The 11,085-nt window shown below is 67.9% G+C and carries 11 protein-coding genes and 3 pseudogenes; 4 read left to right on the forward strand and 10 right to left on the reverse strand.

Features of this window, described 5'->3' with window-relative positions; translation table 11 throughout:
• Positions 1-353: 353 nt before the first annotated feature.
• Both BN4332_RS05965 and BN4332_RS05970 read right to left on the reverse strand, forming a co-directional pair.
• Positions 354-1,233: pseudogene (locus BN4332_RS05965) on the reverse strand (ATP-binding cassette domain-containing protein).
• Positions 1,230-2,024 carry an ABC transporter permease gene (locus BN4332_RS05970; protein WP_066897626.1) on the reverse strand — a complete coding sequence of 265 codons (795 nt, stop codon included), beginning with the start codon at positions 2,022-2,024 and terminating at the stop codon, positions 1,230-1,232. Before BN4332_RS05970 ends, BN4332_RS05965 begins: the two are co-directional and overlap by 4 nt.
• A gap of 178 nt (positions 2,025-2,202) precedes the next feature.
• On the opposite strand from BN4332_RS05970, the gene BN4332_RS05975 reads away from it, so the two are divergent.
• From BN4332_RS05975 to BN4332_RS05985, 3 genes are all read left to right on the forward strand, one after another.
• Positions 2,203-2,877, forward strand: coding sequence for an SDR family oxidoreductase (locus tag BN4332_RS05975; protein ID WP_066897627.1), 675 nt, complete (start codon positions 2,203-2,205; stop codon positions 2,875-2,877).
• Between the two features lie 18 nt (positions 2,878-2,895).
• The gene (locus BN4332_RS05980) at positions 2,896-3,822 is read left to right on the forward strand and encodes an LLM class F420-dependent oxidoreductase (RefSeq protein WP_066897628.1); all 927 of its coding nucleotides are present in this window, start codon (positions 2,896-2,898) and stop codon (positions 3,820-3,822) included.
• Between the two features lie 97 nt (positions 3,823-3,919).
• Positions 3,920-5,293: a type II NADH:quinone oxidoreductase Ndh gene (locus BN4332_RS05985; protein WP_066897629.1), complete on the forward strand. Its 1,374-nt coding sequence runs from the start codon at positions 3,920-3,922 to the stop codon at positions 5,291-5,293.
• On the opposite strand, the gene BN4332_RS05990 is transcribed toward BN4332_RS05985, so the two are convergent.
• From BN4332_RS05990 to BN4332_RS06015, 8 genes and pseudogenes are all read right to left on the reverse strand, one after another.
• A complete protein-coding gene (locus BN4332_RS05990; RefSeq protein WP_066897630.1) occupies positions 5,290-5,937 on the reverse strand; it encodes an urease accessory protein UreD in 648 nt (215 codons plus the stop codon). The two genes, BN4332_RS05985 and BN4332_RS05990, sit on opposite strands and share 4 nt — an antisense overlap.
• Positions 5,937-6,623, reverse strand: a complete 687-nt coding sequence (gene ureG / locus BN4332_RS32905; protein WP_110810226.1) for an urease accessory protein UreG — start codon at positions 6,621-6,623, stop codon at positions 5,937-5,939. Before ureG ends, BN4332_RS05990 begins: the two co-directional genes overlap by 1 nt.
• A gap of 32 nt (positions 6,624-6,655) precedes the next feature.
• A pseudogene (locus BN4332_RS32910) lies at positions 6,656-6,790 on the reverse strand (urease accessory protein UreF); the annotation flags it as partial.
• Between the two features lie 4 nt (positions 6,791-6,794).
• Positions 6,795-8,285, reverse strand: a pseudogene (locus tag BN4332_RS32915) (urease subunit alpha); the annotation flags it as partial.
• A complete protein-coding gene (locus BN4332_RS06000) occupies positions 8,282-8,596 on the reverse strand; it encodes an urease subunit beta (protein WP_066897634.1) in 315 nt (104 codons plus the stop codon). The pseudogene BN4332_RS32915 and the gene BN4332_RS06000, both read right to left, overlap by 4 nt.
• Before the next feature lie 44 nt (positions 8,597-8,640).
• On the reverse strand, positions 8,641-8,943 hold the full coding sequence (locus BN4332_RS06005; RefSeq protein ID WP_066897631.1) for an urease subunit gamma: 303 nt from the start codon (positions 8,941-8,943) through the stop codon (positions 8,641-8,643).
• Between the two features lie 75 nt (positions 8,944-9,018).
• Positions 9,019-9,420 (reverse strand): PaaI family thioesterase, encoded by a 402-nt coding sequence (locus tag BN4332_RS06010; protein ID WP_200820266.1) that lies wholly within the window; start codon positions 9,418-9,420, stop codon positions 9,019-9,021.
• A 156-nt stretch (positions 9,421-9,576) separates the two neighbouring features.
• The gene (locus BN4332_RS06015; protein ID WP_066897632.1) at positions 9,577-10,347 is read right to left on the reverse strand and encodes an iron reductase; all 771 of its coding nucleotides are present in this window, start codon (positions 10,345-10,347) and stop codon (positions 9,577-9,579) included.
• Between the two features lie 224 nt (positions 10,348-10,571).
• On the opposite strand from BN4332_RS06015, the gene BN4332_RS06020 reads away from it, so the two are divergent.
• Positions 10,572-10,988: a BlaI/MecI/CopY family transcriptional regulator gene (locus tag BN4332_RS06020; RefSeq protein WP_066897633.1), complete on the forward strand. Its 417-nt coding sequence runs from the start codon at positions 10,572-10,574 to the stop codon at positions 10,986-10,988.
• Positions 10,989-11,085 lie beyond the last annotated feature (97 nt).

Below are 11,085 nucleotides of genomic sequence, written 5' to 3' on the forward strand. Positions count from 1 at the left end.
CTCGGCATGCGCCACCGACGGCAGCGCCGCGGCCACCGCGGTCGCGCCGGTGATCGCCGCCAGCGCCAGCTTCTTCGACAGACCTCTACGCCGATGAGACATCGCGTCCGACTCGTCCATGGGGAAGAAACTACCGTGTTACCGCCGTGACGCAAGTGTGAGTTGCTCTTAGAGTGTTCAAAAGTCACGTTGCTCTGACGAGCAACAATGCAGATAGACGCATTTCGCTAGATAGCTGACATGCGGAGGCTCCAGGCGCCACGCCGAGCCTGGCAACCTACCTTCACCACTCCGCCATCCGGGGGCCTCAAAGGGTGATTCGGGACCGCCCCGGTGGGCGTTACGCACCGCACTCACCGCCGGTGCCCGGCGGGGTGCACCGCAACCTCCTGCGCCTTGACCGAGAAGTACACCGTGTCCCCCGGCGCCAATCGAAGTTCGGCGGCAGACTCGGCGGTGATGTCGGCGGCCAGGCCGGGCGCGCCGTCGGGCTGCTCATCGGCCCGCACCCGGATACCGGGCCCTCTGCTGTCGAGCTCGGCGACCGTCACCGAAACGGTGTTGCGCGGGCTGCCGTGCGGCTCCTCGCGGTAGACCGAGACCGCCGATGGCGAGAACACCGCCACGACCGGCACACCAGGCCGCACGTCCGCCTCCGGGGTGCCGTGCCACTTGGTCTGCCAGGCCGTGGTGAGCACGCCATCACCGGCAGCCGTGCCACCGATCAGGTTCACCCCGGCGAACCGGGCGGCGAAATGACTCTTGGGTGCCGCCAGTACCTCTGCCGCAGAACCACTTTCGACGATATGCCCGGCATCCACCACCACCACCCGATCGGCCAGCGTCAGCACGTCGAGCAGATCGTGGGTGATCAGCACCGCGCTCCGGCCGCCTGTGGCCNGCGGCACGCCGGCCCACCCGGCGCCCGCCGCGCGCCCCGAACGCCACATTCGACAGCACACTCAGGTGCGGAAACAGCAGCGAGTCCTGCAGCAGCAGGCCTACCCGGCGCGCATGCGTCGGCACCCGCACCCCCGCGGCAGGATCGCTCAGCACCCGCCCGTCGACCCGGATGCAGCCCGCGTCCAAGCCGACCAAACCCGCGACCGCGTGCAGCGTCGTCGACTTTCCCGCACCGTTGGGGCCCAGCACCGCCAGCACCTCTCCCGCAGGCACCTCGAATTCCAGGTCCAGACCCCGACTCTCGACCACCGCCCGCACGTGAAGCGTCATGCCGCTCCCCCTGCCCGCAACCGGCGGCTACCCAGTCCGATGACCACCGCTGCCGCCACCGCCACCAGCAGCACCGACAAGGCCACGGCGGCATCGGCGTCGCTCTCACGCTGCAGATAGATCTCCAACGGCAGGGTCCGGGTGACCCCCTGCCGCGAACCCGCGAACGTCAACGTGGCACCGAACTCGCCGAGTGACCGCGCGAAGGCCAGCACCGCACCCGAGATCAGACCCGGCCCCAGCAGCGGCAGGGTCACTCGCCACCACACCTGCCCCGGCGGTGCCCCGAGCGTCGCGGCGACCACCTCGTAATCCGCGCCTGCCGTGCGCGCCGCACCCTCCAGCGAGATGACGAGGAAGGGCAGTGAAACGAAGGTCTGTGCCAGCACCACCGCGACCGTGGTGAAGGCGATCTGCACGCCGGCCGCTTCCAGATACCGGCCGACCAGCCCGAGGCGCCCGAACGCGTACAGCAGCGCGATACCGCCGACCACCGGCGGCAACACCAGCGGCAGTAGGATCAGCGGCCGGACGAACTTGGTGACGCGCCCGTCCGTGCGAGCCAGCACCAGCGCCAGCGGGACGCCGAACAGCAGGCACAACAGTGTGCTGGCCAGCGACGTCTCCAGGCTCAGCCGCAATGCCGCGGTGGAGGACGGGCTCGAGATCAATGTGCCGAACCGGGGCCAGTCGACTTTCGCCACCATCGCCACCAGCGGCACCATCACGAACAGTGCGCCCACCGCGGCCGGGAGGTAGATCCAGCGCGGGAGCCCCGGCGGATTCGTCACGATGTCGCCTCACCGACCACATCGACGCAGGTCGCACGGCGGGTCCGGATCATTTCAGCCACCATAGGCGAGCCAACTCTGGGCGCGCCGAGTTTCATCACCTAGCTACTGTCCAGTAACATTGGCCAACGGTCGCCCCCATCCGGTGTGGCGACCCCCGGGTACATGGAGGTACATCATGGCGGAGGTGCTGGTCACCGGCGGCGACACCGAACTCGGCCGCACGATTGCGGCAGGATTCCTCGATGCAGGCCACAACGTGGTCATCGTCGGCGCCCGCCGCGAGGACCTGGAGCTGACCGCCAAGCAGCTCGACGTCTCCTCGATCGTGTTCGACAACACCGATCCCGCCAGCGTCGAGAACGCCCGCTCGCTGTTCCCCCACCACCTGGACACCCTGGTCAACGTTCCGGCTCCACTGTTCGAGACCAAGGATCCCCGCACGTTCACGCTGACCGATCTGGCCACGGCGTGGCGCAACGCGCTGGACGCCACCGTGGTCTCGGCGGTGCTGACCGTGCAGATCGTCGGCGACCACCTGCGCTCGGGCGGCTCGATCGTCAATGTGGTGCCGGCGAGCCCGCGTGAGGGCAGCGCCGAAGCGGCCGTCAAGGCGGCGCTCAGCGACTGGACGGCCGGCCAGGCCTCGTACTTCGGTACCCGCGGCATCACCGTCAACGCCATCGCTCCCGGCTTGTCGGCCGAGCCCGGCTACGACGGCCTCGGCAGCACTCCGCCGTCGGTCGCCGACGAGTTCGCCCGTCTGGCAGTGTTTTTGAGCACTCCGGCGGCCCGCCACATCACCGGGCAGACGATGCACGTCAGCCGCGGTGCCATGGCAACCCTGGGATAGCGCGCTAGGGTCGGAGGAGTGACAATCCGACTCGGACTCCAGATCCCCAACTTCTCCTACGGCACCGGCGTTTCCGAACTCTTCCCAACTGTCATCGCCCAGGCACAGGAAGGCGAGGCCGCCGGCTTCGACTCCGTCTTCGTGATGGACCACTTCTATCAGCTCCCCGGCCTGGGCACCCCGGACCAGCCCATGCTGGAGGCGTACACCGCGTTGGGTGCGCTGGCGACCGCGACCGAGAAGGTGCAACTCGGCACCCTGGTCACCGGAAACACCTACCGCAACCCGACGTTGCTGGCCAAGGCCATCACCACGCTCGACGTGATCAGCCAGGGCCGCGCGATCCTCGGTATCGGCACCGGCTGGTTCGAGCTCGAACACGACAGCCTCGGTTTCGAGTTCGGCACCTTCACCGAGCGGTTCAACAAGCTCGACGAGGCGCTGGAGATCATCGTGCCGATGCTCGCGGGCGAACGCGTCAGCGTGGACGGCAAGTACTACCGCACCCAGGAGGCATTCGCCGAACCTCGCTTCCGCGACCACATTCCGCTGATGATCGGCGGCAGTGGCGAGAAGAAGACGATCCCGTTGGCAGCGCGGCATTTCGACCATCTCAATCTCATCGCGGACTTCCACGAACTACCGCGCAAGCTCGACGTGATTCGTCAGCAGTGTGAGCAGATCGACCGGGACCCGGCCTCGCTGGAGACCAGCATGCTGGTGGTCGCGCTGATCGGCGAGCAGTTCACCGCCGACGCCATCCCACCGGATTTCCAGCAGCGCGCCGTGTTCGGCAGCCCCGAGCAGATCGCCGAGCAGCTCAAGACCAAGCTGTTCGACACCGGCGTCGACGGGGTGATCCTCAGCCCGGTGACCATCGGCGGTTATGTGCCGGGCGGTATCACCGCGGTTGCCGAGGCATTGAAACCACTGATATCGGGGTAAACATTCGGTTCGGTTGGCCATCTCATCGCACCGGTGGGAATCGCGCCGACTAATCTAGTGGTTACACGAGTGGCAAACACGTCCGCGAGGAGCAGCAATGAGCCATCCCGGAGCTACGGCATCGGATCGGCATAAAGTAGTCATCATCGGATCGGGGTTCGGCGGTCTCACGGCGGCCAAGACCCTCAAACGTGCCGACGTCGACGTCAAGCTGATTGCCCGCACCACCCACCACCTGTTCCAGCCTTTGCTGTACCAGGTGGCCACCGGCATCATCTCCGAGGGCGAGATCGCCCCGGCCACCCGCGTGATCCTGCGCAAGCAGAAGAACGCTCAGGTGCTGCTTGGCGACGTGACCCACATCGACCTGGAGAACCGGACGGTCGATTCGGTCCTGCTGGGGCACACGTATTCCACCCCGTACGACAGCCTCATCATCGCCGCCGGCGCCGGGCAGTCCTACTTCGGCAACGACCATTTCGCCGAATTCGCCCCGGGCATGAAGTCGATCGACGATGCACTCGAACTCCGGGGTCGCATCCTCGGCGCGTTCGAGCAGGCGGAGCGGTCCAGTGATCCGGTGCGCCGGGCCAAGCTGTTGACCTTCACCGTGGTCGGCGCCGGTCCGACGGGTGTGGAGATGGCCGGGCAGATCGCCGAACTGTCGGATCAGACCCTGCACGGCAGCTTCCGCCACATCGATCCGACCGAGGCGCGGGTGATCCTGCTCGACGCCGCGCCCGCCGTCCTGCCTCCCATGGGTGAGAAGCTCGGCCGGAAGGCCCAGCAGCGGCTGGAGAAGATGGGCGTCGAAGTCCAGCTCGGCGCCATGGTGACCGACGTCGACCGCAACGGGCTGACGGTCAAGGACTCCGACGGCACCATCCGCCGCATCGAGTCGGCCTGCAAGGTGTGGTCGGCCGGTGTCTCGGCAAGCCCCCTGGGCAAGGATCTGGCCGAGCAGTCGGGTGTCGAACTCGACCGGGCCGGCCGGGTCAAGGTGGGGCCGGACCTGACGCTGCCGGGACACCCGAACGTGTTCGTGGTCGGCGACATGGCCGCGGTGGAAGGCGTGCCCGGGGTCGCACAGGGTGCCATCCAGGGCGGCCGGTACGCCGCCAAGCTGATCAAGCGGGAGGTCAGCGGCACCAGCCCGAAGATCCGGGCACCGTTCGAGTACTTCGACAAGGGCTCGATGGCCACGGTGTCGCGGTTCTCCGCGGTGGCCAAGGTCGGCAAGGTGGAGTTCGCCGGTTTCTTCGCCTGGTTGTGCTGGCTGGTGCTGCACCTGGTCTATCTGGTGGGCTTCAAGACGAAGCTGGTCACCCTGCTGTCGTGGGGTGTGACGTTCTTGAGCACCAAACGTGGCCAGCTCACCATCACCGAGCAGCAGGCCTACGCCCGCACCAGGATCGAGGAGCTCGAGGAGATCGCGGCCTCGGTGCAGGAGACCGAGAAAGCGGCTTCCTAGCCCGTCGCGGTCTCAGCCGGCAGCCGGCCACCTTGCCAGGTGGCCAGGCTGCCGCCCCCGGCCAGCGCCAGCACTGTGCCATTCGCATCGAATGATGTTGCGGGATAGCGCAATTCGCTGATACAGGCGCGGGGGCGGGCCAGGGTGTCATCGCCGACGGCGCCGCAGCCGAGCTCGATGCGGTGGCGCAACAGCGGCATCGATTCGACGTCGGCGTGCAGCGCCGATGACCAGAAGCCCTCATCCTCACCGGATCTGCCGATCTGTACCCGCTCCCGGATACGCACCCGCGCGGTGTCCGCGAGCTGCAGCCGCGTCGAATTGTGGTGTGTCGAACCACCTGCCACCACGGTGGGCTGCGGGTCGAGGTCCAGCTCTCCGGCCACCACGAGCTCCCAGTGCGCCGTCGACTGCGGCGTGCCGGCGCCGGGCAGCACCACCGTTGCCGCGGCGGCGCGAATCCGCAGGCGGGCACCGGGTTCCACCACCAAACGCACCGTCACGGTGTCACCGCCGAGCGGGGTGGCGGCCGTGGAAATCAGGTGCACGGTGTCGGGTTCGGTGTGCCGCCCGGCCAGCCCGCCGCCGGCCTCGATCCGCGGCAACCGCCCCGGCGAGGCCACGACGACGACGCGCGCGTGCATCACGCCGAGGTTGCCTGCGCGGCCGTGAGCTGTTCGCGCACCCAGGCCAGCACCGGGCCCGCGGTCGGATCCTCGGTCAGCGAGATGAGCGCCGTCGGCCGATCTGCGCGGACCTTGGCCGCGTCGCGCCGCATCACCTCCAAGTCGGCTCCCACTAACGGGGCCAGATCGGTCTTGTTGACCACCAACAGATCCGAGTACGTCACCCCCGGACCACCCTTGCGCGGTACCTTGTCTCCCCCGGCGACGTCGACGACGAAGATCTGCACGTCGACCAGACCTGACGAGAATGTCGCGGTGAGGTTGTCGCCACCGGATTCGACGAGGATGAGGTCGAGTGCGGGGTTGGCCTCGATGAGATCGTCGATCGCGTCGAGGTTGGCCGTGATGTCGTCGCGGATCGCGGTGTGCGGACATCCCCCGGTCTGTACCGCGGCGATCCGCTCGTCGGGCAGCACGGCGTGCCGACGCAGGAAGTCGGCGTCTTCGGTGGTGTAGATGTCGTTGGTCAACACGGCCAGCGACAGCTCGTCGCGCAACTGCCGGCACAGCGCGGCCACCAGTGCGGTCTTTCCGGATCCGACCGGACCGCCCACCCCGATGCGCAGCGGCTCGCCGGGCCGACGTTCCCGCTTGGGCCGGTCGGCGTGCGTATGGGGTTCACCATCGAGGAAATGCGGTGGCATGGTGGGCCTTTCGAGTTGTTCAACAGACAGACTTACGAGACGAAAAGGGGCCGGTCGCGTTCGGTGTGGCGCTGCGCCAGTACATCGAGCAACGGGTCGGACAGGTCGGCCAGCCCGGTGACGGCCTCGGTGGCCACCGTGTCGCACAACCCCGACAGCTCGAAGGTCAANGGTGGCCGCCGCCGCGGCCGGAGCCGCACCGAACATCGGCCGCGGCAGCACGGGCTGCGGGGTGGGGATCGAGGCGTTGGCATCGCCCATCGCCGCCCAGGCGATCATGCCGCCCTTGAGCACCGCGTGCGGGCGCACCCCGAAGAACGCCGGCTCCCACAGCACCAGATCCGCGAGCTTGCCGACCTCCACCGAACCGACCTCGTGGTCGAGGCCGTGCGCGATGGCCGGGCAGATGGTGTATTTCGCGACATACCGGCGCACGCGGTTGTTGTCCGACTGCTGGGCCCCGGACCGGTCTCCGTCCAACGCGCCCCGCCTGCGCTTCATCACGTGCGCCGTCTGCCAGGTCCGCAGCACCACCTCACCGACGCGCCCCATGGCCTGCGAATCGCTGCCGATCATCGAGATCGCCCCGATGTCGTGGAGCAGGTCCTCGGCCGCGATCGTCGACGGCCGGATCCGGCTCTCGGCGAAGGCCAGATCCTCGGGCACGCTCGGGTTGAGGTGGTGGCACACCATGAGCATGTCCAGGTGCTCGTCGAGGGTGTTGACCGTGTGCGGTCGGGTCGGATTGGTGGAACTGGGCAGCACATTCGGGTGCGAGGCGACGGTGATGATGTCGGGTGCGTGTCCGCCGCCGGCCCCCTCGGTGTGATACGCGTGGATGCCGCGACCCTTGATCGCGGCCAGGGTGTCCTCGACGAAGCCCGCCTCGTTGAGGGTGTCGGTGTGGATGTTGACCTGTACCCCGGCGGCCTCGGCGACGGTGAGGCAGGCGTCGATGGCAGCCGGGGTGGTGCCCCAGTCCTCGTGCAGCTTGAATCCCGCTGCGCCACCGCGCAACTGCTCCCACATCGCCGCTGCGCTGACGGTGTTCCCCTTGCCCAGCAGCGCGACGTTGAGCGGCCACGAGTCGAGTGATTCCAGCATCCGGGCCAGGTGCCAGGAACCCGGCGTGACCGTGGTGGCCTTGCTGCCCTCGGCCGGGCCGGTGCCGCCGGCCACGATCGTGGTGATACCGCCGCCGAGCGCCTCGGCCATCAGCTGCGGGCAGATCAGGTGCACATGACAGTCGATCGCGCCCGCGGTCAGGATGCGGCCGTTGCCGGCGATGATCTCGGTCGACGGACCGACGACCAGGGCGGGGTGTACACCGGTCATGATGTCGGGGTTGCCGGCCTTGCCGATACCCACGATGCGACCGTCACGGATCCCGATGTCGGCCTTGATGATTCCCCAGTGGTCGACGATCACCGCGCCGGTGATCACGGTGTCGGGAGCTCCGTCGGCCCGGGTCGCCCTCGACTGCCCCATCGACTCGCGCAGGACCTTGCCGCCGCCGAACACCGCCTCGTCGCCGGCCCGGCCCGGTCCCCCGCTACGGTCCTCGGTGATCTCGATGAACAGGTCGGTGTCGGCCAGCCGGATCCGGTCGCCCGTGGTGGGGCCGAACAATGCCGCATAACGAGCCCGGGTCAGTTCCGTCATGAGACCTCCAGCCGGCCGGGCGGATCGAGACTGATGCCGTGCACCTCGCGAGCTCCACCGAGCGGTACCAATGAGACACGCTGGGCCACACCGGGTTCGAACCGAACCGCGGTGCCGGCCGGGATGTCGAGGCGGTGCCCCCGCGCGGCCGCGCGATCGAACTCCAGCGCACCGTTGGCCTGGGGAAGGTGCACGTGGCTGCCCACCTGGACCGGCCGGTCACCGGTGTTGACGACATCGAGAACCAACCGTGGGGCACCGGCGTTGAGCGCGATCGTGCCCGCGCCGAACACGATCTCACCGGGCACCATCGACGCACGATCCGCCTCTGGCTTCTCGCTATCCATGCGCGCCCTCAGGCGATCGGGTTGTGGACGGTGACCAGCTTGGTGCCGTCGGGGAAGGTCGCCTCGACCTGTACGTCGTGCAGCATCTCGGGCACTCCCTCCATGACCTGCTCGCGGGTCAGCACGTCGCGTCCGCTCACCATCAGCTCGGCCACCGTGCGGCCGTCGCGGGCACCTTCCAGCAGGTGGTCGGTGATCACCGCGACGGCTTCGGGGTGGTTCAGCAGTAGGCCGCGAGCCTGCCTGCGCCGCGCCAGGTCCGCGGCGTACGAGATGAGCAGACGATCCTGCTCATGCGGGGTCAAACGCATAGCGAGCGATATTGCCACGGCGAGCGCCGTTCGGCAGCGCTCGCTGTCCGCGCCCCCGTCCGGCGGGCGTGATCGCTACTCGGGAATGTTCTGCAGCCGCACCTGACCGCGGGCCACGAGCTTGCCGTTCTCATCGGTGATCGTGATGAGCCACAACTGTTGACGACGGCCGCGGTGGATCGGCTGAGAGATCGCGGTAACCGTCCCCGATCCGATGGCGCGCAGGAAATCGGTGTTGTTGTTGACCCCGACCACCGTGCCGCCGCCGTTCTCCGACAGCCAGATGTGGCCGGACACACTGGCCAGGCTCTCGACGATCGAGCAGTACACACCGCCGTGCACGATGCCCCACGGCTGCAACAGCTTGTCGTGGATGGTCAGCTGTGCCCGGCCGCCGTCCGGGGTCAACTCCAGATAGGTCAGGCCCAGTTCGGAGTCGAATCCCTGGCCCAGGCGTTCGGTGGCATCAGTCGTCACAGTCCTTGTGTCTACACGGGTCATGCCCATAAAGATGCGGGCGGGTCCCGCGTATCAAACGCGGGACCCGCCCTCGAGTGGACCGGGGGTCTCTGCAGCCCTCAGGACTCCGGCGCGGTCCGTTAGCCTCGTATCTACATAATAGGCAAGGCTGCCCTAATTTAACAAGACCTTCCCCGCCCGTCCGGATCCGCGGACCGGCAGACCGAACCCGACCAGGGCGTCGAGCACCGCCTGGCCACGCCGCATGCTCACCACTTCACTGGAACCGGCCAGCAGCGGGACCTGGGTGGCCGCGGATACGACGGCGGCGCCCACCATGTGCCACATCGCGGCGGTCGAGATGGCTCCGTCGCTGATCTCCACGAGCCGGGCGAACAACGGTTCCAGGGCACGGTGGCTGCGATGAGCCACCCAGGTGGTCAGCGCGGCCTCGCTCGGCAGCGCGACGATCCCGTCGTGGGCGGCGCTGCCGATCCGGACGTTGCGACCGGCGAAGTAGGGATCCTCGGGCAGGCCACGCAGGGTCGGATCGACGACGCCGACCCAGTCGATCGCCCCCTCGGAGTCCACATGGACCCACAGGTTCTCCAGACCGGTGTCCCAGGCCCGCCCTTCCAGCACCAGCAACGGCACCACGCGGCCGACCACCACATGCGTGAGCGTCGCCGCCAATTGCTGGGCGACGGCGGCCCGATTCGCGGTCTCGGCCATCGCGGCGTCGAACATGGCCTGCATGCGATCGGCCGACAACGCCTCGGCCAGTGGCCACCACCGCCGCCGCGACAGGTCGCCCACCACGGCGACGCCGTAGACCCGCGGCCCTTCCGGATAGAGCTCGCGCAGCCGCCGGCTCGATTCGTGCAGCGGCAGCGTCCGCTCGATGGTCATCCCCGCGATCAGCGGGTCTTCGATCAAGACCGTCATGCCACCTCCGAAGGCTCCAGTTTCACTTAGGTTAGCCTTACTATAGTCACGTGAAGGATGAGAGCTACCCCCTGTGACTCGATTCACAACGGGTCCCATATATGGCGCTGACCTTGCGCTAAACCGACGCACCGAGCCGGCAGGCAGCCATCCTGAAAGGCATACGACGCGCGGTAGTAAACCCGTAGTACGCTGGCTCTACTGCTCAGGAGAGTGAACGGAACATGGCCAAATTGACGCGTCTAGGGGAGCTTGAGCGCGAGGTGATGGACCACCTGTGGTCCGCACCCGAACCCCAAACTGTGCGCCAAGTCCATGAGGCGCTGGCCGCCCGCCGCGACTTGGCCTACACCACGATCATGACCGTGCTGCAGCGACTGGCGAAGAAGAACCTGGTCGTGCAGCACCGCGATGACCGTGCACACCGCTATGCACCCACCCACGGCCGCGACGAGCTGGTCGCCGGGCTGATGGTCGATGCCCTCGACCAGGCCGCCGACTCGGGCAGCCGGCAGGCCGCCCTGGTCCATTTCGTCGAAAGAGTCGGTGTCGACGAAGCCCGGGCCCTGCGCCGGGCACTCGCCGAACTGGAGAGCAAGCACCAGACACCGCCACCGGCTGGTAATTCGGGTACTGCCTGAGAGAGACTTACGGCGTGTCCGCGCTGGCCTTCACTCTCGTCGCGCTGGCCCTCGTCGGGCCGGTGCCGGCGCTGCTGGCGCGTGCGGCGTGGCCGTT

The organism is Mycolicibacterium houstonense (assembly GCF_900078665.2).
Taxonomy (GTDB): domain Bacteria; phylum Actinomycetota; class Actinomycetes; order Mycobacteriales; family Mycobacteriaceae; genus Mycobacterium; species Mycobacterium houstonense.

Coding starts and splice junctions, on each gene's coding strand:
- BN4332_RS05985 (WP_066897629.1), top strand. CDS start 3,920: ATGAGCCATCCCGGAGCTACGGCATCGGATCGGCATAAAGTAGTCATC.
- ureG (WP_110810226.1), bottom strand. CDS start 6,623: ATGCCACCGCATTTCCTCGATGGTGAACCCCATACGCACGCCGACCGG.
- BN4332_RS06020 (WP_066897633.1), top strand. CDS start 10,572: ATGGCCAAATTGACGCGTCTAGGGGAGCTTGAGCGCGAGGTGATGGAC.
- BN4332_RS06005 (WP_066897631.1), bottom strand. CDS start 8,943: ATGCGTTTGACCCCGCATGAGCAGGATCGTCTGCTCATCTCGTACGCC.
- BN4332_RS06015 (WP_066897632.1), bottom strand. CDS start 10,347: ATGACGGTCTTGATCGAAGACCCGCTGATCGCGGGGATGACCATCGAG.
- BN4332_RS05990 (WP_066897630.1), bottom strand. CDS start 5,937: ATGCACGCGCGCGTCGTCGTCGTGGCCTCGCCGGGGCGGTTGCCGCGG.
- BN4332_RS06000 (WP_066897634.1), bottom strand. CDS start 8,596: ATGGTGCCCGGTGAGATCGTGTTCGGCGCGGGCACGATCGCGCTCAAC.
- BN4332_RS05975 (WP_066897627.1), top strand. CDS start 2,203: ATGGCGGAGGTGCTGGTCACCGGCGGCGACACCGAACTCGGCCGCACG.